Below are 21,771 nucleotides of genomic sequence, written 5' to 3'. Positions count from 1 at the left end.
CGCTGCACCTCCCGCCCCGGGTTCCCCCGCGTCTCCAGGACCCGCCCCTTTGACTGATCTCTCCGTCGCCCCGGTCACGGTGAAGTTCCCGCACCGGTCCCGCCGCGGCATCCTCCTCGGCCTCTCCCTGCCCCAACTCATCCTCGTCTCCTGCACACTGGCGCTCCTGCTGATGACGGTGGTCTCCACCGGACTGCTCGGCGCCGTCGCCCTGGCCCCGCTGTGGGCGGCATCCGGTGCGCTCGTCACAATCCGCCGGCACGGCCGCTCCCTCATCGACTGGGCGCCGATCGTCGCCCGCTACGCACACCGCCGCCGTACCGGGCAGACCCTCTGGCTCGCCCGGCCCGTCACCCGGCCCCGGCAGGACGGCATCCTCCACCTGCCCGGCACCACCGCCTCCCTCAAAGTGGTCACCCCCGGCGATTCCGCCAACGGCGCCGCGGCCGTGCACGACCCGCAACAGCAGACCCTGACCGCCATCGCCCGTGTCACCAGCCGCGCCTTCGCCCTCCTCGACCCCGCCACCCAGAACCACAACGTGAGCAGTTGGGGACGCGCGCTCGCGGGTATCGCCCGCACCGGGCACGTCGCCACTGTGCAGGTGCTGGAACGCACCGTCCCCGACTCGGGCGACACCCTCACCCGCCACTGGACCCACAACGGGCAGCCCCAGACTCCCGTCGCCGGACAGATCTACTCCGAGCTGGTCTCCTCGGCCGGCCCTGCCGCCGCCCCGCACGAGACCTACCTCGCCATCTCCCTCGACCTCAAGGCCGCCCGGCGCCTGATCAACCAGGCCGGCGGAGGGCTGCCCGGCGCGTTCACCGTCATGGAGCAGACCAGCGCATCCATCGCCCAGGCCGCGCGCAACGCCGGACTCCAGGTCACCGGATGGCTGACCGCGAGGGAGATCGCCGCCGTCATCCGCACCGCCTACGACCCAAAGGCGCTCGCCGCCCTCCAGCAGTGGTCCAAGACCGGCCGCGCCGAGGCCGACCCCGCAGCCGCCGGGCCCGTCGTCCAGTTCGAGGAGTACGACCGGCTCGCCACCGACAGCGCACGGCACGCGACGTACTGGGTGGAGAACTGGCCGAGGACGGAGATGGGGGCCGGGTTCCTGCACGGGATCATGTTCACGGCCGGCGTGCGGCGCAGCCTCTCCCTTATATACGTGCCGCAGGGACTCGAGTCCGCGCTGCGAGACGTCCAGCGGAAGAAGGCGGCTATCATCGCCGACGCCAACGAGAGGGCCCGCCGGGGGCAGGTCGACAGCGAGGAAGACTCCGTCGAGTACGCCGACGTCAAGCAGCGTGAGCGCCAGCTCATCGCCGGACATGCCGACGTGGCCCTGACCGGCCTGGTCACCGTCACCGCCGAGACCGATGCCCTCCTGGACGCCGCCTGCGCACAGATCGAGACCCACGCCGTCACCTCTGGGGTCGATCTGCGACGGCTCAACTATCAGCAGCCGGACGCCTTCGCCCTCACCGCGCTCCCGCTCGCCCGGACCGCCCTGTGAGCCGGGCCTGTCCCCGCCGGTCAGCGCCGTGGCGCCCGCCGCTCTTCGATCATCCGTCACCGCCCCTGCCTGCCGGCAGGAAGGACCACCACCTTTGACCTCGCCCACACCTCCGGACGACGCGCACCCCTATCTTCGCGCCGCGAGCGCCGGCGTCCGCCATCACACCCGGGCCCTGGCACCGTCGGACGCGAACCCGCCCCGGCCGGCGGACCGGCTGCACCTTGACGTGCTGCACGCCCACCTCACCGCCCTGCACCAGCTCGTGGACCGGCTTGCCGAAAACACCCGGCCTGCGCACCCCGCCGCCGGCCGCCACCTCGCCACCGCGCACACCCGCCTCTGGCAGGCCACCAGTGAGGTCCACTCCGCCTTCCACCTGCTGCCCAACAGCGCAGCAGCAGAAGCCGAGTCGAGCGCATGCCACCCGGAGCGGCTTCCTGAGGGACCGCCCGTGCTCACGATCTGCCAGCGCCACCTCGCCGCCGGGCATGTCATCCGCCGCAAGACCACCCCCACCGACCTCCGCCCGCACACCACAGCCTGCGTGCGATGAGCACTACCCGCAGAAACGAGGGCCACCGATGAACCACCGGCCCGCACGGCGCGCCCGCCGCGCCTCCGCCAGCCCGCTCTTCACCCCCCACGGCACCGACCGCGCCAGCCGCAAGGCCGCCCGTCGCCAGCTCGCCGAGGCCACCGCCAGGGCCCGCGCGAAAGCCAGTGCCCACCAGAGCGAGACCGCGTCCGCCGCGCACGAGATGCCCGCCGCGCTCTACCCGGCGAACGGACGTCCCGGACCCGCCTCCGCGCGGGGGAACCGGCTGAAACTGCCCGCCCACCGCATGACCACCGCGGTCGCGGCCGGTGCCTATCCCTTCCTCGCCGAAGGCGGACTCGGCGCCGAGGGCATCTACATCGGGCGCGACGTACACGCGGAAGCGTCCTTCGTCTTCGATCCGTTCGCGCTGTACGGCAAGGTCGAGGGATTCACCAACCCCAACCTCCTGCTCGCCGGGGTCATCGGCCAGGGCAAGAGCGCGCTCGCCAAGTCCTTCGCGCTGCGTTCGGTGGCCTTCGGATACCGCGTCTACGTCCCGTGTGACCCGAAGGGCGAGTGGACGCCGGTGGCGCAAGCCCTCGGCGGCCGGTCTGTCGCTCTTGGCCCCGGACTGCCTGGCAGGTTGAACCCCCTGGACGCGGCCCCGCGCCCGCAGAGCGTCTCCGAGGACGACTGGGTCGGCGAGATCCGCAAGCGTCGTCTGCTCCTGCTCGGCTCCCTGGCCCGGACGGTCCTGGGCCGGGACCTGATGCCCATGGAGCACACCGCCCTGGACGTCGCCCTGGACGCCGTCGTCACCCGCTCCGTCCACACTGGCCGTACCCCGCTGCTCGGCGAGGTCGCCGCCACCCTCAACAATCCCAGCGCGCTCGACGAGGCCGCCGGGATGATGTCGGGCCAACTCGGCGACGCCGCACGCGACCTGGCCCACGCCATGCGCCGCCTCGTCCACGGTGATCTGGCCGGGATGTTCGACGCCCCTTCCACCGTCGCCTTCGACCCGAACGCGCCCATGCTCACCATCGACCTCTCCCGGCTCGGCGGATCCGGCGACGACACTGCCCTCGTCCTGGCGATGACCTGCGCGAGTGCCTGGATGGAGTCCGCCCTCTCCGACCCGTCCGGCGGCCGGCGCTGGATCGTGTACGACGAGGCGTGGCGGTTGATGCGGCACGTCGGCCTGCTGCAGCGCATGCAGGCCCAGTGGAAGCTCTCACGCGGCCTCGGCATCGCCAACCTCATGGTGATCCACCGGTTGTCCGACCTGCTCACCGCCGGCGACGCCGGATCACAGGGCCGGGTCTTGGCCGAGGGCCTCCTCGCCGACTGCAGCACCCGCATCATCTACCGCCAGGAGACCGACCAACTCCACGCCGCGGCCTCGCTGCTCGGCCTGACCTCCGTCGAAATGGACGCCATCGCCCACCTGAACCGAGGGCGTGGCCTGTGGAAAGTCGCCGGACGATCTTTCATCGTGCAGCACCTCCTGCACGCGTACGAGCTGGCGCTCTTCGACACCGACGCCCGAATGCATAAAAAAGCCGCAAAAGACTCATGAAACCTGATACCCGGCGTGAACTGATCCCGCGCGCCACCACGCTCCACCTCATCGACGCGCTCAACGCCGTGAGGGGCAAACTCTCCGGCGCGTTCGAGCAGTGGGAGCTGCTGGACGACACCGGTCGCGTCCCGGCCTCGCCGTCCTACACCGCGCTTCTCCAGCACGTCACCGGCGCACAGACGCTCGCCCGTGATGTCGTCCAGCTGACCGCGGACTTCGCCCGGACCACCTCCAGTACGAACCGTGCCGGCAGCGCCGTCCTCGCCCATCTGGCGTCGGCGGTCACCCTGTCGAGCCAGGCCGTACCGCACTTCGCCGAGACCGCACAGACCGCGCTCTCACCGCCCCGGCCGCACAGCGAGAACGACAGCTACGTCCGTGACAACCGCATGGTCGTCGAACACGCGACGGCGCGTGCCTGTCTGCGGCGCGCGGCACAGGCGCTCGGTGACGCAGTCCAGGAACTCACCGACCACCTCGACTTCCACCGCTTCTTCCTCACGCCCTCCCACCGCCCAAGCCCGGTACCGCCGCCCAAACCGCGCGGTCGCCACTGCTGACCCGGACCGGCCCCACCCTTTCAAGGAGCCCTCTGAACCGCCCCGCCCACCTAAGCGACGCCGACTGGGCCGACTACCAGCAGTGCCAGGCCGAGCACGACGACCTCATCGCACAAGTCGCCGAACGCGAAGCCCAAATGGAACACGACCTGATCGCCGCCTACGACGACTACGAACTCGATTTCACTCCCGTGCCGAAGCCCGAAGCCGACCCCGCACGCCGGACACCTCCGTCCCACCACGCGCCAGCCTCCCGCAGGAGGAACCGTGGCCGCTGACCAGGAGAACACTCCAGAGGCCCGCCGCGCGGCTGCGCTGGCACCGCTTCCCGACCACCGCAACGTGGACACGCCGTGGTGGCAGGAGCTGTGGCGCCGCCACGCGCACATCACCACGCCACTGCGAGAGCGCGGGCTGGAGTGCGACATCGAGTTCGGCCTCAGCGCCTACATCGTGCGCGTATCCCTCCCCGACGGCAGTCACCTGATCATCGGTCCGCCGCAGGAGCCCCCCTCCGACCGCCCGCCGGGAAATCCGGAGGGCTGGATCGCGACCCGCGAGCACCCCGACGACCCGTCGCTGTCCGAGGTCCTCTACGACTCGGCACCCTCCGACGACCCCGGTGCACCCCAGCGGCCCGAAGCCCGGCACGGCGGCAGCGCCCAGCCCCTGATCGAGGCGATCGACCATCGCCTCGATCAGCTCGGACTGCTGCCAACTCCCTCCTCGCCCACCGCCCGTACGCCCGTGTCCGCAGCCGAGCCGGCGCCCCGCACCCCCGAGCCCGCGGACGTCTCCGGCAACGCGGACCGCACCTTCGTCTACGGCGACGTACTCCTCGCTCTCACCGACCGGCTCAACGCCACCGAGTCACCTGCGGACGCCGCCGCCCTGCTGCACCAGATCCTGGACCCCACCAGCGGCCTGCTGGAACGGCTCGGCGAGTTCTTCGAAGCAGCCGCGGAAAAGGCCAAGGAATCCGAGCAGGACGACGGATTCGACCTCCACTACGACCTTCAGGACGCGGCGGCCACCCTGCGCAATCTCGGCGAGGACCTGCACACCGCTGTCGACCGCATGCGTGCCCTGGCCCCCGCGCGCCGGACCACCCGGGCCGGTCTCCCGCCGGGCCCGAGCCCGGGGCCACCGACGGCGACCACCCCCGTGCCCGGCCGCACCCGGTGAACCAGGCACACCCGACGCTCACTGCGCCCTCGCCCGGCTCAAAGACCAGGAATGTGCCGCCTTCCCGAAATGGCGAGGTCCACCAGCCGCAGGCCCCACTTCGTGGACTTCCGCCCGGCAGGCACGTGGCACGGACGGCGGTCGGCGTCGCCTCCGGGGAGGTACACGGTGCGCTATCTCGGCACTCCCTCGGGGCCTGAGATTCGGGCTGCGATGAGCGCCGGACGCATCGGCTGTATGACCACCCCGGCGCAAGGCAGCCGGATCCCCGAGGGTGCGCTGTATGCCTGTGACAACTCCAAGTTCGGCAGCGACGGCAAGGGCCGCTACTGGCCCGGAGCCCAAGCGTGGTTCGCCTGGCTGCACCGGACCGTTGAACGGTACGGACCGGATCGCTGCCTGTGGGCGCTCGCCCCGGACCAGCCGTTCGACGCCGCCGGCACCCTCACCGAGTCCCTGCCGTGGCTGGCCCGCATCCGTAACCTGGGCGTGCCCGCGGCCTACGCGGCCCAGGACGGCTGCGATGCACCCGGGCTGCTGCCCTGGGACGACTTCGACGTCCTGTTCCTGGCCGGATCGACCGAGTGGAAACTCGGCCCCGTCACCGAACGGCTGGCCCGCGAGGCGAAGGCCCGCGGCAAAGGCGTGCACATGGGCCGCGTCAACTCCCGGATCAGGCTGGGGATAGCCGAGTGGTTCGGCTGCGACAGTGCCGACGGCACCTACCTCGCGTTCGGGCCCGACAAGAACCTGCCCAAACTTCTGAGCTGGCTCGACGAACTCGACGGCCGCCCCTCCCTCGTCGGCGGCACACACCCCTTCGCCGCCCCCGACGCTCCGTCGACGGCTCCGCGTGCAGACCTCCGACGACGTGTACTGCCAGGTCACGAGGCTGCCATGAGATCGAAGAAATACCCGCCCACGGCGACAAGCGATGTAGCCCCCGCCCTCCCGACACCACGAGGCCCCCGTGCCAGAACCCACTGAACAGTCGACGCCGCACCGGTCGCAGCAGCAGCACCTCGAACTGCGCAGTACCTCCGAGCCCCTCGAACTGCTCGACCACACCGGCCACGTCCCGGACGATGGCGGGTCACCGGCCGGAGCTTCATCGTCCGACATCAACTCCATTCGCACGAGCCTGGCGTTGTTCGACACTGACGGACCTGCAGACAAGCCCATGCCCGCCATTAGCCTCGGCGATCACGACCAGATCGGTGTCATCGCCCTCACCAGCAACGACGCCCCCGCGGCAGCCCACACCCTCCTTACCGACCACGGCTTCTGGCGCCCACGAGGCGTCTTCGGCTCCATCCTGATCCACGACAGGTACGACCACGACGTTCCGGCCCGCCTCACGCGGTTCCTCGCCGATGCCGACCGGCAAGGCATCGGCGTGGAATACCACCTGCCCCGCATCTTCGCGGACGCCGGTTCTCCCGCTGCGGGCAAGCGCGTCGAAGAACTGTGGTGCGACAACCAGCAACGGGAGTACCGCCGTTCACAGCGTGAGGCCGTCCGCATCGCCACCTCCGGCAGCGATCTGGAGTCCCTCGCCCATGGCCTGTGTCACCGTCTTCCCGGCGAATGGGTTTCCTGCATCACCGACTTCGCCGATCCGGACAGCCAGCTCGACTTCTTCGACGACCTGTGGGACAACGCGTCTTTGGCCAGTGCCTGGATGCAATTCCGCGTTCCTCGCGCCGCGATTCTCACCGGCCCCAGCCGCCTTGAGCTCGTCGTGATCGACCGCCCGCTGCATCGCGGGCAGGTCCTCGTCGGCGCGCGATCTCTGCACGGCATCACCCACGACTACTTCGGCGACGACAACGCCCCGCACGCGATCGCAGTCCCCGCCGAGGCAGTCCGCGCCGCGCACACGGTCTCCCGGCGGCTCCTGCCCCGCTACCGCCAGGCCGCCCGGCGCCTCAGGAACCCATGACCGCGTCCCGCACCGATCTGTCCGCCTCCGAGGGCCCACCGACCCGCCCGCCCACAGCAGCGCCTGGCGTACAGCCGGCGGCGGGCACTTCGTCCTCAGCACGGGGGTAGACGCCCCCGCCCATCCTGGAGTTCCCGCTGTCCGATCCTGACCAGCGGATGCTGCTGCACGACGTGGCCGACCGGCTCAACGCCGTGGCCGACCACCTCCCGCTCCCCGACCAGATCCAACCGGACCCGGCCCTGAGCGAGATCCTGGACGACGAAGTCCGCCACCTGGCCAGCCTGCTGACCTACCTCGTCGGCGAGAGCGCCTTCCGCCACCGGGCCGCCGCCCGCTACCCGACCCGCGTCACGGCCACCCACCGTCGCACCACGCTCGCGCTCGCCCAAGCTGCCGAGCCCACCAGTGCCGCGCTCGCCGCCCTCGGCTCGGCCGTGCACCACCTCGGCGTCCTCGCCGACCTCACCCACCAAGCACCTGGTCCCGCCCGCACCCGGGCGATCGCCTCCACGTACCCGGGTCTCGTGGACCGGCTCGGTGAGAGCCGCACCTGCCTCGCCCGCGCCGCGAAGCAACTACGTGCCGCCGCGGATACACGGGCGGCACCGGCCGTGACCGCGCCGTCCCCGCTGGCGGCATCCGCCACCGCATCCCGTACCCGCTAACCCGCTATTTCCCGGAGCCTCCTGATTCCCCTGCACACCTCCGCACGCCGCATCGCCCCCCTGCTCACTGCCGTATCCGTCGCGCTGACCACGTCCGCCTGCGCCGCTTCCGGCAGCCCGGACGCCGACACCACAGCCAGGGCCACCCGCAGCAGCGCCTCCCCCACCCCGACCGCCGAGCCGGCGCTGACGAAGAAGGAGGCCCTCGCCCAGATCTCCCACTACTCCAAGATCAACAACGAGGCTAACACCGACCGCGACCGGCGCCTGCTCGACACGGTCGAGGACGGCCCGCTGTACGCGATGTCCATCTCGGACTACACCGAGACCGAAGGGCTTCCCGCAGCGGACCGCAACCCGTACAAGCCGTGGTCCTACGACTCGGCAAACGCCGAGCTGTACATCCCGCGCCTGGAAGCGAGGCAGGACCGCTGGTTCGCCGCCGCGCTCTCGGATCAGAAGGGCAAGGCGCCCTCGCGTCTGGCAGTGTTCGCCGAACGCCCCCAGCACAAGCGCTGGGAGATGGTCTCCGTCGTCGACCTGGACAGCCAGAAGCGGCCGGACATCGCCCTCGACCGGGACGGGTACGCGACGGCCGTTCCCGCCGCCGGCAACAAGCGGCTGGCAGCGGACGCCGACCTGCTGCGCGCAGCCGTGCTCGACAACTTCGCCACCGGAGGCACGGACACCGGGACGAAGGTCTTCGCGCCGACCAAGGCAAGCAAGCGGCAGATCGAGGTTCACGACAAGACCGGCACCCGCTACGGGAACCAGGGCACCACCGTCTTCGCCGGCGCCGCCAACCGCTACACGGACGCCTACGCCCTCAGGACCACCGACGGCGGCGCGTTGATCCTCTTCTCCCACACGCACACCCAGACCGACGCCGTCGCGCACTCCGGTCTGCAGATCAACCCCGGCAAGGACGAACGGGCCTGGCTCCACGACGTGCCCCGCACCTCCATCACCTACACGTTCGTGTGCAACGACGCCGCCATCGTCCCCGCGAAGGCCGAGACGTCCCGACTGATCGGCTACACCTGCGCCCGCACCGACGCCTCCGGCCCCCCGGTCGCCTCCTGACCGGACCGCGTGAAAACGCACCACCCCTGACGGGCCGCGCGCCCCTGATGGCCGCCCGACGTCCCCGCTCCCCTGCTCGATCCGGAGAACTCCCTGTCCACACGTTCCTTCATCGCCCGCCCCACCACCGGTACGGGATACAGCGGCATCCACGTCCAGCTCGACGGCGTACCCAGCCACCACCTGCCGCTGCTCCTGGCCGCCTACCAGTACAAGTTCGGACGCGACGTGGAAGCCATGTCCCGTCACCTCATCGACGACGTCGCCATCGGCTGGGACGAGCTGGGCACCGACCTCCTCGACGGCGCCCCGCCCTCGCTCGTGGCCGCGCTGACCGGCGGCGAGCAGTGGCCCAGCCGTAACCTCGGCCACCTGATCACCCCGGACGGCTCCCCGCCGCGGCGCATGTCGGTCACCGACGAGACCGCAGACGAGCAGGACATGCAGTGGGGGTACATCCTGCACAAGGAGGGCATCGAGGTGATCAGCCTCCTCCACGAGGACATTGGCCCGGTCGTGGACTGGGCCATCGACCCGCGCACCGCCTTCAACGACCACCCGGCGGCCTGGTCCTCCCTCGACCCCGCACCGGTTATCCGGGCATCGCGCAGCACGCCGCCCCCGGGCGCTCCCGCCGCATCCCCGGCGAAGGCCCACGCCCCGCGTCCCGCCACCCGCCGCTAGTTCACTCTCGCTTCCCGGAGCCTCCCCTGCCCTCGCACACCCCGCCCCTGATCACCGTCGTCATCGCCAGCCGCCTGCGCGAAGACCGGCTCGACTACCTGACCGCCATGCACGCCAGCCTCACCCGGCAGTCCGTGCCGTGGGAGGCCGTGATCGCGCTCGACGGTGCCTCGCCGGACCGCCTGCCGGACCCGCTCGCGCAGGACTCCCGCGTCCGCACGTTTGCTCTGCCGCGCCCGGTCGGCGCCGCCTGCGCCCGGAACCTGGCCCTCGCCCATGTCCGCACCCGGTACACCAACTGGGCAGATGACGATGATGAGTTCACCGACGACGCCATGTCCGTGCGGCTGAACATCCTGGAATCGACGGGGGTCGGCTGGTGTGCGGGATGGAGCGAGGACCTGCACCCCGACGGCTCGACCACCCTGTGGCGCTGCCCCGCCCCGCCCGGCCGGCACGAGGCCGGCGACGTGTGGACGTACTGGAAGTCACCGGCGGACACCATCCCCATCGGGCCGACCACTATCCTCGCCCGCACCTACCTGGTGCGCGCCGCTCCGATGGGCGGGCTCGTCCAGGGCGAGGACTACTGCGCCGCCCTCGGCGTCACCAGCCTCGCCCCCGGGATCCTGCTTCCCCTGCCGGTCTACCGGTACCGCAAACACCCTGGCCAGATGACCCGCCAGGACGCCCATGACGTCCTGGAGCCGGAGGCTCGGCGGCATGCGTGGAACTACGGACGCAGCCTGCGAGCCGCCCTCCGCGCCCGGGAGACTCTAGGATCCGCGAATTCGTGAGCATTTCCGCGTGATCATGAGCACTGTCCGAGCAAATCCAGGTGATCATGAGCATTGGCAACGTTCAGTAGTTGCCACTTGCCTCAAGCCCGGATGTCAGCGCGGGCGCGGCCGACCTCCTCCTGGATGCGGTCGCGCAACCAGGGCGGCATGTCCACCGGGGCACCCTCTGCGTCAGTGAGATAGATGCAGAGTTGCCCACGCATCTCGTCCTGGCGCGGATGACCGAAAGCTTCGACGACCCGACGACCCACCTCATTGAGATCTTGGTGTGGAGCATCCACGTCCGACTGGTCATAGAACATGTGCAGGCCGGGAACACCGGGCAGGGGTCGAGTCACCTTCGGCCCCGCGTCCCCGACAATCCGGCTCTCGGCGTCCCAGTACCGGATGAAGCGCAGGTTGTACGCGCTAACGACGGCCACCATCGCCAGGTCGCTCATAGCCAATCTCCTGCCTCGCAAGGGAGTTTGGACTCTAGCCGCCGCGCCGACCTGCTGGGCCGAGAACGACGTGGTCCACCAGCGTCAAGGCCGACCCTGGTTACCGGAACCAACGTTCACCGCGGCCATTAGTACCTCACTCGCTGTTACCTATCCGAGCTAGGAGAACCACCGATTGCTCAATCTCCACCTACAGCGCCACTGCTCACTGCGTGCGGATTTCGATGTTTCCGCAAGAGCCCGTGCTCACGAAGTCGCGCTCCCTACAGAGACAAGCGCTGCGGCGGGGGTGATCTGATGTCTTCCTCCGTCACTCCGGCCACATTCGACTATCTGGCCAGGCGTCTGGAGGAACTGGCCTCCTCATTCCCCACCAGCCCCGACGCCGTCGACCTGGTCACGCTCACCGACGACATCGGCGTGCTGGCCCACCATCTGCAGCACACCATCGAACACGCGCAGGAACGGTTCACCACACCGCAGACGGTCTGCCTGCCCGAACGCGTCGCCCTGGTCCAGCTCGCCCGGGCCGCCGCCGGTATTACGCGAGGTCTGGACACACTCGCCGAAGCCCTGACCTACGCCACGACCGGCTTCCAGCGCGAGGCCGTGGAGGATCTCGCCCACTCGCCTCTGCGCAACGACCCCGAAGTCCTGCGGATCATGACGGCCGAGAAGTACGTGCCGGCCCGCGCACGCCTGCACCACACCGCCGCGGCCCTGCGCGCGACCTCCACCCCGGCACCGTCTGGGCCGTCCACACCGCGCACGACCGGCCCACGGACCCAGCCAGCTGCCGCCGCCCAGTCACGGCAGCCGAACCGCCACTGAACGACGCCAGCAGGCCCCGGGATGCCCCCGAACCCTCTTGCCGAGATCCGGCTCGCCTACAGCCGCGCCGCCGCCCTGGCCGCCATCGCCCACGGCGAGCAGTACCAGTGGGCCAACACCGCCTTGGACCAGGCCGGATTCACCGAACGGGACGACGGAAGCGACAGCACGCCCGGCCCTCCCCCGGCGGAGCCGCCCCCCTTGAGACCAGCCCGGCGTACCACGACCCATCCGCCGTCCCCCCGACGCTGCCCAGCAGAAAGAAGGAATCCTTCTCTGTCCGACCACTTCCGCTTCCGTGCCCATCCCGAACACGGTTTCGTCGCCACCGCCGCACCGAGCTTCACCCCTCACCTTGCCGAGTGGTTCCTCGTCCGCGAGCAGTTCGAGCCCGTCCCCTTTTCGCCGGGCCTGTACCGGCTCACCGAGCCGGAACGCGATGGGCTGCGCCGTACCCGCCAGGCCGTCCATGACCTGCGCAGTCTCGGCTACAGCGTGCAGGCCGACATTCGCCCCGACCCGTCCCTCTCCGCCGGCCCACCACGCCCGGACCGGCCGAACGGGCTCCAGGAACGCCGTAGCCGTCTCGCCCAAGCCGCAGCCGGCCGAACGACGCAGCGCGCCACACCGCCCACCACTTCCCCGCCCTCAGCCCGACCGATCCCACCGAAGCCCACCTACGCACCGACCGTCCACCTGACGGCCTCGGGCAGTGGACGGTCCCGATGACGCCCGCGAGCAATCCGCCCCCAGACGACTCCGTCCCGGTGACACCGGAACTCACGGACAGTGCACGCAACTTCCGGCTGCGGATGGCGGTCATCGACCGCGAGAGCGAGGCCGCGCTCGACATGACATGCGACCGCTACGGTCGCACCGTCCACGCAGGCGCCGCGGCAGCCGCACGAGCCCACCGCAACAGGGCGGCGGTGGAGGCGTACACCACACACCTCGCCCCGCACGCCGACACTCTGCTCGACGCCGCCCGCCGTGCGCTCGACGAACTGCCACCCGCCCGGCACGTTGCCGGATGGCGGGCCGTGCTGGACGGCCTGGCCGCCTCCGCCGCCGAGATCCACCGGGCCCTCGACCGGCCGGACACCCCCGGCTCCCCGGCCGAACGCGCACAGCACTCCGCCCTGTGGCCGCACCTCGCGGCCTGGGCGGATCACAGCTTCATCGCCAGCGACCTCGCCGACCAGAACAAGCACCACCACAGGGCCCCGCTGACCGACGAGGAACAGCAGACGTGGTCGGAGAGGGCCCAGGCCGCGCAGAAGCGAGGCGAGCTGGAGCTGACCGAGTCGTGGTATGCCGCCGACGGGCAGCCGATCACCCTCGCCCACCTCATCGAGAACGATGACTCGACGCTGGTCGCGCTGCGAGGCGACCCGGACGCACCGGGCTGGCAGGTGATCGGGCACTACGCCCACGAATACGAGGCAGGGAAGGTACTACCTGCCCCGGTCCCGCCCGGTGTGCTGCGCGCGGACGTCTCCCGGTTCAACCGCCCGGCGCCCGCCCCGGAGGTGTCGCTGCAGGAACTCATCCGCGACGTCGTCGAAGGCCAGACCGCAGGAGACGCCTCCGAAGCTCTCCTCGGCGCCGTCCAGCGCGGCTACACCCCGGGCCCGATGGTCCGTCTCCAGGAACTCCTGGAAACAAGCAGCCAGTTCGCCAGCGCGCTGGAGACCGTGCAGGGCCGCCAGATCGCCGCCCGCCTCTCGGCGCTGGGCCGGCAGATCGAGTTCCTCGCCCGCGAAGTCGAGGAGGCGGCCGAGGACCTCGGCGCGACCGTCGCCGTCCTGCCGCCGCACCGCACCCCCGTGCTGCGCGTCCGCCCGCGTCCGGCCGTGGACACCGCACCACCCACGCCGCCGCCCCGCGCCAGCACGCCCGCCCGCCACCGCTAAGCACCGAGAAAGCACCCGTTGTCCCTGACCGCATCCCCGGCCCCGGCCCCGCGCATCTCCTACGGCGCGGTGCTGGGCAGCCCGTACGTCGCCCGCCTTCTCGGCGGCAGCCTCACCGGCCGACTTCCCAACGGCATGGCGCCCGTCGCCATCCTTCTGTTGGCCACCGCGAGTGGCAGCAGCATCGCCTTCGGCGGGCTGCTCAGCGCCCTGTACGGGCTGTCCTCCGCGCTGTCCCAGCCGGTCAAGGGACGCCTCATGGACCGCCACGGCCAGAGCGCGGTGCACCTTCCGGCAGCCCTGCTCAACTCGGCCCTCCTGGTGGCTCTGCCCCTGGCCGGACCGTACGGCGGACCGGGCCTCGCCACGGCCATCGTCGTCGTCGGCGGCCTGACCACGCCTCCCCTGGAGGCCGGACTCCGGGCGCTGTGGCCGAGCGTGCTGCCAGACCCCCGGCTGCGGCACGCCGCGCTCGCGCTCGACACCGGAACGCAGGGCCTGCTGTACATCGTCGGCCCCTGCTCTCCGCCGCGCTCGCCTCCGCGTACAACCCCGCCGCCGCGTTCTCCACCGGCGCCTTCCTCGGCGGCCTCATCTACGGAAGCCGCACCTGGACCGGCACCACCACCAGACGACTGATCATCGCCACAGCCGCGTTCCTGGCCGGGTGGCTCCCGATCCTTGCTCTTCCGGCCCCGTATGCGGCCACCGCCGCGGTCACCGTGCCCGGTGCGTTCCTGACCATCGTGGTCGCCTGCGCCTACGTCACCACCGACGCCTTCACCCCGGCAGGCCGCACCAGCGAGGCCGGCACAAGACGCCCTTCTCCGGGCGCAACACCCCCACTTTCCAACCCTTTTGAGGAGATCCATTTATGGCCGTCCGTACCCATTGGACAGTGGAGCACGCGTGCTCCCACCAGGTGGTTCATGACCTGTCCGGCCGTCCTGCCGACAAGCGGGCAGGGTTCGCCCGCTGGCTCTCAGCCAAGGACTGCGCCGACTGCTGGAAGGCAACGCGCGACGCCGACACCGAGTCCAAGGAGTGGCTCGCGGCCAAGCGCGCCGCTGAGCAGGAGGCTGCCGTCGCGTGGGCGAAGCAGTTCGACATGCCGCAGTTGGAAGGCCCGGCCAAGGCCCTGGACTGGGGCGAGCGCTCCCGCCACCAGCTGATGACGGCCGCGCACACCGCGCTTGTCATGGAGGGGAGTTGGGACGAGGCTGACTGGGCGGAGCTGGAGGAGAAGGCCCGCGCCATCACCGCCGCCGGATGGTGGATCGACCAGCGCGACGCCGAGGGCACTGACCTGCTCGAACTTCTCGACGCTGCAGGCGAGAACGACCGCGGTACGGAGAACCCGTTCCGCTGACGGCGGGGGAACATAGCCGGGAAACGCCGGTTAGCCAAACCGGCGTTCCTCCGGACCATTGTTCCTCCCACCCCGCCACCGATTGCGTGGAAGGAACCCATGTCCCAGCCCCCGCCCACGTCGGCCTTCGCGCCTACGCCCGACCCGCTCACCCCCGCCCGGGACATCACGCACCAGCACTTCCAGGCCGGTGACACCGTCGTCGTCCTGAAGGGGGTGGCCGGCGGGGAACTGTGGGGCGACGCGATGCGCATCGTTGCCCCGTCCTGGCACACCCCGACCGACGAGAACGGGTGGCGGCTGCGTGATGCGACCGGCGGCGCCCAGTCCTACGTCACCGGCCACCCCCGCTACCTCGTACACCTCTCGCGCCGCTGCCCGGACTGCCTGATCTACCTGCGGGCCATGGAAGACGCCCTCCTGCCGCGGTACGCCGACCGCAACGAGCTGATCGACTGCGGCTGGTACACCACCACCGCCCTCAACCAGTTGGTGCACATCGCCGACGTTCGGGGCGGCCGGTGATTCCCCGCCTGCACGAGCGGACCCACACGCCGCACGGCCCGCTCGCCGAGGCGCTGGGGCGGCCGGTCTCGCCTCACGAGGGCCTGACGGAATACACGATCGTCGCCCACTGTCCGGGCCTGGATTACTTCACCCTGGACGACGAGCAGAGGATCTGGACGTCCGTCCGGTGGGCCGAGCACCTCGAAGACCCGTATCTGGAGCATCCGTTCGCCGCCAGCCCGGACGACGACCGGCGGGCGATCCTCCACCTTGACATCCGGCTTCACCCGGACGACCGGGAGCTGACCGGCCCCGAGTGGGCTGAAATCGCTCACCGGCTCGCGCGGGCCGCCGACATCGAGATTCCCGGCAAGGAGCGCGGCTGCCGGTGGATTGCCGTTCAGGCGCAGCCCGGACGCCTCGATTTGATCGCCAATCTGATCAGCCTCGACGGCGCGTGGCACGCACCGCCCGCCGACATCCTGCGGCGCCTTGCGGACGAGGCGCGCCGCATCGAGCAGGACCTCCGCCTGATTCCCGTGCGCTCCGTCCCCACGGCGCGGCCCGCCCTCCGGCCGGCGCCCACGGCATCGGCCCAGCTCGCGAGCGTCCTCACGCAGCTCGCCGACGAGCAAGTCGGTCCGCTGGCCACGGTCCGCGGACTCATCGAGCACACCGCGCACCGAGTCGCACGCCAGCCCGGCGCCGCCGGCACCGACACGGCGCACCGCCTGGAGCTGATCGCCCGCCGCCTCCACGCCATCCAGCAGGACCTGGACACCACCGCGGCCCACCTGGTCCAGCACCGGGTCGCCGCCGCACCACCCGCCGCCCGGTACACCGCCCACCGATCGCCGTAGGAGAAACGTCTCCTTGCCCCGTACCGACCGCTTCCTGGACATTCGCCGTGACCCGCACTCCGCCGAACTCCTCGCCCGCGGCGGCGACTCCGAGGCGCACAGCGTCCTGCAGCGCGCGGGTTTCATCGCCGTTGTCCGCGTCCACGAGACCTACCACCGCGCCCCCACCGGCCTCACCGAGGACGGCGAGTCCGATCTCGCCATCGACGCCGTCGCCCGCCTCCGGGCCGCCCGGTACCACGTCGACTGCGACGAGGACTTCGACACTGACTACCGGCCGGCAAGTTACCTCCCGCTGGGCTCCTCCGTAGCCCACATCGCCGAGCGCATACGCGAAGCCACCACCACGGAAGAGGCGGCCGACGCCCTGACCGAGCTGACCGCAGCCCACGACGGCATCCTCGCCGCGCTGGAGGAAGTGCTCATCGCCACCGCCGACTTCCACGACGGGCTCGGCCAGGCGGCCGACCCCTACATCGCACGGCGGTTGCGCTACCTCGTCGACGAGCACCTGCACGTCATCCGCACCGACGTCGCCCACACCCGCAACGCCCTCGCCGACCGGAACGCCCCGCACCCGGGCCGCAGCACCTGCACCGGGGAGGTCCCCGCCCCCGAACGCGAACGCTCCGCCGTGTGCGCCTGCCCGCCCCCGCCGCGCACGCTCCCGGTCCCGCCGCCCCCCGTGGCCGCCGGACTGCGCCGCTGACCCTACTTCGCCCAAGGACACCATGCACGACTACGACACCTCCGAGCGCCTCGCCTCGTACGCCGACGTCCTCGCCGGCGAACTCCCCGACACCTGGACCAGCACTCATTTCCCGCCGGAGGCCAAGGACGACCTCGCCGAACTGGCCGACCGCATCTGGGACTTGGACCTAGTCGCCGCGTCCCTCGCCGAGCACCCGCTGCGGCAGGCAGCCGTCCTGAGCCGCCCCGACGGTGCCCAGCTCGTCCTTGTGGACCGGCACGACGAACGCGACGGATTCCTCATCGCCGCCGTCGCCCCCCGCGCCCTGCCCGACGAGGCGTACCGCGGCGTCCCCGAGCCCAACGGCATCGCCCTGGCGGACGACCCGTTCCTGAGCGCGGAGCAGATAGCCGGCGACCTGCTCGCCCGCTACGACAGCGCCCTCGCCCAGGTCCGGCACAACGCCCTGGGTGGCATCCAGCCCTCCCAGCCGGGCCGGGTCGTCCTGACCTGGCAGCCGGACGGCAGCGTCGCCACCGCCCCCGTCGACGACCGTGCCGGCGCGATCCTCGTCGCCCACGGCTTCGTCCAGGACCCGCAGAGCGGCATCTACCGCCTCAGCGGCGACGACACCAGAGCGCAGGCGCGCGCCCTGCGCGAACTCGGCCCGCAACTCGACGCACTCGGCATCGGCACCGCCCTCCAGCACCCCGCAGGCCGGACCGCGCCCACCTCCGCCCCAGCCTCCATGCCGCCCTCCCCGGCCGGCAGTCGTGCGCCGGCCACCAGGGCTCGATGAAGCAGACGGAGCCCGAGTTCTGGGTGCTGGAGTACATCACCATCACCAAGGACCCCCGCACCGGCCTGGTCGTCGCCATCGGCGGCACCGAGAAGGCGGCTTACATTCTCCAGCGAACCGGCGGCTTCCTCTCCGCTCCCGGACCGAGCGGGGACTACCACCGGCTTCCCCACGGCCTGCCCGTCGAGCACCAGCGCCTGAAGGCGACCGCTGCCTCGCACGCCCTGCTTGCCGCCGGTCACAGCGTCCACCTCGACCCCGCCCTGAATGCGCTGGTCACACCGGACAGCGAACACAACGCGGCCCTGCGCTTCCTCACCCAGCTCGCCGAGCGGGCCTCTGCCGCCAAGACCAGCAGTGCGGTGGCCGAGGTGCTGACCGAGATCGCCGCCCCGGTCAATGGGCTGCTGCCCCTTACCAGGGAAGTGGTCGTCCGGGCCTGGATCGCTGCCAGTGCCCTCCAGGGGGCGGCCCCCGGCGAGGAACCCGAACCCCTCGCACGGCTCAAGGACACCGCGAACTCCATGAGCCAGGCCGCGTGCGTGATCCTCCACGCCCGCAACCACGCCGCCCGGGCTCCGCAGCCGGCGGCCCTCACACCGCCGCCGAGCTCTGCCCACCCCTCGGCCTCCCGCCACCGTTGATCCCAGAGGGAAACACATGGCCAACCTGGCCGACGAGTACGGCACGGACGTCGAGATCTACATCAAGGCCCTGACGACCACCCTCCACGCCGACACCCCCACCGGCGCCCCCGCCCAGCTCCATGACCTGCTGGAACAGCTCGGCCTCGAACGCCACGAATACCCCACGGGCGCGCCGCTGTACATCTGGCACACGGTGCCCGAACACCTCGGTGCCGACGAGCAGAAACGCCTGGCGACCCGCGCCATCCCTGCCCTGCTCCTGGCCGGGTACGACGTCAACTGCACGCCCGACGTCTTCGAGGAAGCCACCTACCGGCAGGCCGTGCACGACATACGTACCCGCGCGGCCCGCCCTGCCGCACAGCACCCGGCACCGGCCGGCTCCCCCTCGCGCCCCGCACAGGCCCGGCGCGCCCCGTAAAACCCCTGGGTGGCCCCGGCACCTCGCCGGGGCCACCCACCGCACCGCTCGATCCCGGAGAAACCCGTAGCAGCCCGCACACCCCCACCCATCAGCAACCGGCTCCAACCCCGACTCGCGACAGCCCTGTTCCGCCGCTACCTGCGCGCCTGCATCCCGACCGGCCCCGACCGCACCACCCTGCTGGCCGGCGCCCGCCCGGAGGCCGTCCTCGCCGAGACCCAGCGCGTCGGCCACCGGCACCACCACTGACCGCACCCCCGCCCCGGAGGAGCATGTCCCACCCCGCCCCCTACCCGGTGAGACTGGCCGACGAGATCACCCGCCAGCTCGGCCAGCTCGCCGACCACCTCTCTCAGCTTCCCCCTCCCCAGGCCGCGCAGGTCATCGCCCGCGTCCTCGACCCTGACACCGGAGTCCTCGGCGGCATCACCCACCTCGTCGCCACCGGCAGCGTGTTCGCCAAGGACCAGGCCGAACGAGGCACCATCCCCGCAGAGGTGTGGCTCGCCCTGGGCCGCGCCTCGAACGAACTGCACGACATCACCCTCGACCTAGACGAACACAAGGACACCCTGCAGCACGTCGGCACCCAGCCCGCCACCACCGCGGCGAAGCCTCCGGCCCCGGCACCGCTCGTCGTCCGGCGGCACCGGTGAAGAAGAAGCAATGGCAGGGCTGGGGGCCAGGCGAGCAGGCCGAGCAGCACTACCTCGTCCAGCCCCGTGCCCTCGCCGGCGGCGGAGACGTCCGGCACGTCTCGGAGTTCCTGCGCGCCTCGGGCTGGCGGGACAAGTCCAAGACGGGCGGCCCGCTACTCATGGAGAGCCCCGACCGCACCGTCCGTGTCGCCTACGACCCCTACATCCTGTCCGGCGGGTGGACCATCCACGGCCAAGCGGACGGCCTGAACGGCGAATGGACGGCGAACCTGGACCGGCAGACGCCGGTGGAGATCGTCGCCGGTATGACCGACGCCCTCACCCGACCCTGCTCCGCCCACGCCCCCAACGTCTGGGCGCCCCTGCAGGAGCAGAACTGGCACACGCGTTCCGAGGGCGAGCACTATACGGCGACCAGCCCCGACGGCACCGCGTGGATGCAGTACCACCACAGCCCCGACGGCACGGCGATGTGGTGGACCGGAGCGAAGGACCAGCAGGGCAACGGCTGGACGGCCAACTTCACGCCCAACACCCCGATGCACCTGGTACAAGCCCTCTCGGCCGAACTCGCCAATCCCGATCCCGTGATGCGTCCGCGCGGGCGCGTCCCGCACAGCGCACAGATCCGCACATGGTCGGTCTCCGTCGAGCCCTCCCAGCTCAGTGCGTGGCAACAGGCCCGGATCACGGCCGCCCGCGCCGCCACCTGGGCCCAGGGCAGCGCTCGAAGCACACGGCCACGCACCACCGCCCGTACCCATACCCCGGCCGGCGGCGCCCGGACTCGCCGCTGACCCGACGCACCCGTCCCAAGGAGCCCGATGCCCGCACTCACCCCGGACCCCATCCACGCCGCGACCGAAACCCTGTCTGACCTCACCGACTACCTGCGCGAGAACCCTGACCCCGTGGAAGCCCTCGCCCTCGTCGAGCCCCTCCTCGATGAGTACACGGGCCTGCCCGTCCAGCTCGCCGACATCCTGCGCGCCCTCGCCCGGACCCTGCAGGAACACCCGGACACGCCGCGCACCGCACAGGTCGACCTTCTGATCACCAAGTTGCGCACGGCCGCGTGGGAGCAGGCCGACCAGCACACCCTCCACTACATCCTGGACGACCTCCGCGACCTGTACGGCAGCACCGCCGCGAACGGGCAGGGGTACGGCCGGTGCCGCTGAGCGAACGGCAGCTCGCCGCGTTCGCCGACAAGCACGCCAGGCAGATCCCCTTCGACACCAGCCCCCGCCACCTCGCCGGCCCCGGAGACGCCCGCCACGTCACCCACGGCCTGGCCGCCGCCGGATGGAGCGCCGTCTCCGACCCGTTGAGTGCCGAGATCGTGCTGCGCAGCCCCGACCTGCGCCACCGCCTCCAGTTCGACCCGCAGTCCACCACCTCCGCATGGTGGCGGCTGCGTGCCGAGCCCACCGACACCGAGCCGGGCTGGTACGCCGAGTTCGGCGAACTCGTGCCCGCCGAGGTCCTCGCCAGCTTCACCGACGCCCTCATCGCCCCGCCGCCACAACAGCCAGAGCCGTGGCAGCCGGTGACGTCGGCGAACTGGCGCCGCGACGCAGACGGCACGGCGCACTCGCCCGACTCCATGTGCCACATCGAACTGCGCCCGTTGAGCGAATTCAGCGACCGGCCGTCCTGGCACGTCGAGACCCGTGAGCCCGGCCACGGAGAGTTCCCCGGCCCGCGCATCTGGCACGCCTACTTCGACGAGCGCACCCCCGCCCACCTCGTCGGATCGTTCCTCACCGCGCTGGTCGACGCTAGCCCCCTCCAACGCGGCATGTACGACCGCACCGGCCACTACACCGCCGTGCAGGAGCCCAGCCCGCTGCGCCCGCAGCAGGTGGTCGACGCGCACACCGCGCGTATCGAGTCGCTCCGCGCCCGGGCACGCTCCGCCCGCAGACAGCTGACGAGACCCGCACCGACCCCGGCGAAGGCCCACACCGCCCAGCCAGCCGCCCGCCGCTGAACCGACAGGACTCCTTCCCCATTTCCGCCGATCACCGCGCACACCGCGACTTCCTCCGTCACCTCGACCGC

28 protein-coding genes are annotated in these 21,771 nt (G+C 71.2%); 27 read left to right on the top strand and 1 reads right to left on the bottom strand.

What is annotated here, in order from left to right; translation table 11 throughout:
* Positions 1 to 49: 49 nt before the first annotated feature.
* From ACYUED_RS37070 to ACYUED_RS37020, 11 genes are all read left to right on the top strand, one after another.
* A complete protein-coding gene (locus tag ACYUED_RS37070) occupies positions 50 to 1,522 on the top strand; it encodes an SCO6880 family protein (RefSeq protein ID WP_491288927.1) in 1,473 nt (490 codons plus the stop codon).
* A gap of 94 nt (positions 1,523 to 1,616) precedes the next feature.
* A complete protein-coding gene (locus ACYUED_RS37065) occupies positions 1,617 to 2,078 on the top strand; it encodes a DUF6238 family protein (protein WP_319648392.1) in 462 nt (153 codons plus the stop codon).
* Between the two features lie 28 nt (positions 2,079 to 2,106).
* Entirely contained in the window at positions 2,107 to 3,642 is a 1,536-nt protein-coding gene (locus tag ACYUED_RS37060) for a VirB4 family type IV secretion system protein (RefSeq protein ID WP_491288926.1), read from the top strand.
* On the top strand, positions 3,639 to 4,205 hold the full coding sequence (locus ACYUED_RS37055; RefSeq protein ID WP_491288925.1) for a hypothetical protein: 567 nt from the start codon (positions 3,639 to 3,641) through the stop codon (positions 4,203 to 4,205). Before ACYUED_RS37060 ends, ACYUED_RS37055 begins: the two co-directional genes overlap by 4 nt.
* Before the next feature lie 267 nt (positions 4,206 to 4,472).
* Entirely contained in the window at positions 4,473 to 5,390 is a 918-nt protein-coding gene (locus ACYUED_RS37050) for a hypothetical protein (protein ID WP_491288924.1), read from the top strand.
* 213 nt (positions 5,391 to 5,603) lie between these two features.
* The gene (locus ACYUED_RS37045; RefSeq protein ID WP_491288923.1) at positions 5,604 to 6,377 is read left to right on the top strand and encodes a hypothetical protein; all 774 of its coding nucleotides are present in this window, start codon (positions 5,604 to 5,606) and stop codon (positions 6,375 to 6,377) included.
* Positions 6,361 to 7,332, top strand: coding sequence for a hypothetical protein (locus ACYUED_RS37040; RefSeq protein WP_491288922.1), 972 nt, complete (start codon positions 6,361 to 6,363; stop codon positions 7,330 to 7,332). The genes ACYUED_RS37045 and ACYUED_RS37040 overlap by 17 nt, the downstream gene beginning before the upstream one ends.
* A gap of 158 nt (positions 7,333 to 7,490) precedes the next feature.
* Positions 7,491 to 8,000 (top strand): hypothetical protein, encoded by a 510-nt coding sequence (locus ACYUED_RS37035; RefSeq protein WP_319320048.1) that lies wholly within the window; start codon positions 7,491 to 7,493, stop codon positions 7,998 to 8,000.
* 6 nt (positions 8,001 to 8,006) lie between these two features.
* On the top strand, positions 8,007 to 9,083 hold the full coding sequence (locus ACYUED_RS37030; protein WP_491294606.1) for a DUF8094 domain-containing protein: 1,077 nt from the start codon (positions 8,007 to 8,009) through the stop codon (positions 9,081 to 9,083).
* 237 nt (positions 9,084 to 9,320) lie between these two features.
* Entirely contained in the window at positions 9,321 to 9,767 is a 447-nt protein-coding gene (locus ACYUED_RS37025; RefSeq protein WP_319320057.1) for a hypothetical protein, read from the top strand.
* Positions 9,768 to 9,814: 47 nt separating this feature from the next.
* The gene (locus ACYUED_RS37020; protein WP_319320065.1) at positions 9,815 to 10,564 is read left to right on the top strand and encodes a glycosyltransferase; all 750 of its coding nucleotides are present in this window, start codon (positions 9,815 to 9,817) and stop codon (positions 10,562 to 10,564) included.
* An 83-nt stretch (positions 10,565 to 10,647) separates the two neighbouring features.
* Here ACYUED_RS37020 and ACYUED_RS37015 read toward each other — a convergent pair whose 3' ends face one another.
* A complete protein-coding gene (locus ACYUED_RS37015) occupies positions 10,648 to 11,007 on the bottom strand; it encodes a hypothetical protein (protein ID WP_319320060.1) in 360 nt (119 codons plus the stop codon).
* 297 nt (positions 11,008 to 11,304) lie between these two features.
* Between ACYUED_RS37015 and ACYUED_RS37010 the strand changes: the two genes are divergently transcribed.
* The 16 genes from ACYUED_RS37010 (at position 11,305) to ACYUED_RS36935 (ending at position 21,700) form a co-directional block, all read left to right on the top strand.
* On the top strand, positions 11,305 to 11,838 hold the full coding sequence (locus ACYUED_RS37010; RefSeq protein ID WP_491288921.1) for a hypothetical protein: 534 nt from the start codon (positions 11,305 to 11,307) through the stop codon (positions 11,836 to 11,838).
* A gap of 276 nt (positions 11,839 to 12,114) precedes the next feature.
* Positions 12,115 to 12,567 (top strand): hypothetical protein, encoded by a 453-nt coding sequence (locus tag ACYUED_RS37005; protein WP_319648467.1) that lies wholly within the window; start codon positions 12,115 to 12,117, stop codon positions 12,565 to 12,567.
* Entirely contained in the window at positions 12,564 to 13,751 is a 1,188-nt protein-coding gene (locus tag ACYUED_RS37000) for a hypothetical protein (protein WP_491288920.1), read from the top strand. The genes ACYUED_RS37005 and ACYUED_RS37000 overlap by 4 nt, the downstream gene beginning before the upstream one ends.
* Positions 13,752 to 13,769: 18 nt before the next feature.
* On the top strand, positions 13,770 to 14,390 hold the full coding sequence (locus ACYUED_RS36995) for a hypothetical protein (RefSeq protein WP_491288919.1): 621 nt from the start codon (positions 13,770 to 13,772) through the stop codon (positions 14,388 to 14,390).
* A 235-nt stretch (positions 14,391 to 14,625) separates the two neighbouring features.
* On the top strand, positions 14,626 to 15,120 hold the full coding sequence (locus ACYUED_RS36990; RefSeq protein WP_173985775.1) for a hypothetical protein: 495 nt from the start codon (positions 14,626 to 14,628) through the stop codon (positions 15,118 to 15,120).
* A gap of 99 nt (positions 15,121 to 15,219) precedes the next feature.
* Entirely contained in the window at positions 15,220 to 15,645 is a 426-nt protein-coding gene (locus ACYUED_RS36985; RefSeq protein WP_329407325.1) for a hypothetical protein, read from the top strand.
* Positions 15,642 to 16,487 carry a relaxase/mobilization nuclease gene (locus ACYUED_RS36980; RefSeq protein ID WP_491288918.1) on the top strand — a complete coding sequence of 282 codons (846 nt, stop codon included), beginning with the start codon at positions 15,642 to 15,644 and terminating at the stop codon, positions 16,485 to 16,487. The genes ACYUED_RS36985 and ACYUED_RS36980 overlap by 4 nt, the downstream gene beginning before the upstream one ends.
* A gap of 13 nt (positions 16,488 to 16,500) precedes the next feature.
* A complete protein-coding gene (locus ACYUED_RS36975; RefSeq protein ID WP_491288917.1) occupies positions 16,501 to 17,196 on the top strand; it encodes a hypothetical protein in 696 nt (231 codons plus the stop codon).
* Positions 17,197 to 17,218: 22 nt separating this feature from the next.
* The gene (locus tag ACYUED_RS36970; RefSeq protein WP_491288916.1) at positions 17,219 to 17,977 is read left to right on the top strand and encodes a hypothetical protein; all 759 of its coding nucleotides are present in this window, start codon (positions 17,219 to 17,221) and stop codon (positions 17,975 to 17,977) included.
* Positions 17,974 to 18,621 (top strand): hypothetical protein, encoded by a 648-nt coding sequence (locus ACYUED_RS36965; RefSeq protein WP_491288915.1) that lies wholly within the window; start codon positions 17,974 to 17,976, stop codon positions 18,619 to 18,621. Before ACYUED_RS36970 ends, ACYUED_RS36965 begins: the two co-directional genes overlap by 4 nt.
* A gap of 16 nt (positions 18,622 to 18,637) precedes the next feature.
* Positions 18,638 to 19,045 (top strand): hypothetical protein, encoded by a 408-nt coding sequence (locus ACYUED_RS36960; protein WP_319322155.1) that lies wholly within the window; start codon positions 18,638 to 18,640, stop codon positions 19,043 to 19,045.
* A gap of 9 nt (positions 19,046 to 19,054) precedes the next feature.
* A complete protein-coding gene (locus ACYUED_RS36955; RefSeq protein WP_200747325.1) occupies positions 19,055 to 19,297 on the top strand; it encodes a hypothetical protein in 243 nt (80 codons plus the stop codon).
* Between the two features lie 23 nt (positions 19,298 to 19,320).
* Positions 19,321 to 19,704, top strand: coding sequence for a hypothetical protein (locus ACYUED_RS36950; RefSeq protein WP_107446532.1), 384 nt, complete (start codon positions 19,321 to 19,323; stop codon positions 19,702 to 19,704).
* Positions 19,701 to 20,504 (top strand): SPDY domain-containing protein, encoded by an 804-nt coding sequence (locus ACYUED_RS36945; protein WP_491288914.1) that lies wholly within the window; start codon positions 19,701 to 19,703, stop codon positions 20,502 to 20,504. The genes ACYUED_RS36950 and ACYUED_RS36945 overlap by 4 nt, the downstream gene beginning before the upstream one ends.
* A gap of 27 nt (positions 20,505 to 20,531) precedes the next feature.
* Positions 20,532 to 20,888 carry a hypothetical protein gene (locus ACYUED_RS36940; protein ID WP_491288913.1) on the top strand — a complete coding sequence of 119 codons (357 nt, stop codon included), beginning with the start codon at positions 20,532 to 20,534 and terminating at the stop codon, positions 20,886 to 20,888.
* A complete protein-coding gene (locus ACYUED_RS36935; protein ID WP_491288912.1) occupies positions 20,879 to 21,700 on the top strand; it encodes an SPDY domain-containing protein in 822 nt (273 codons plus the stop codon). Before ACYUED_RS36940 ends, ACYUED_RS36935 begins: the two co-directional genes overlap by 10 nt.
* The last annotated feature ends 71 nt before the right edge of the window (positions 21,701 to 21,771 follow it).

This window comes from Streptomyces sp. DF42 (assembly GCF_058267695.1).
Note: the sequence above shows the minus strand (reverse complement) of the source record. Positions and strands in the feature narration are given on the sequence as shown.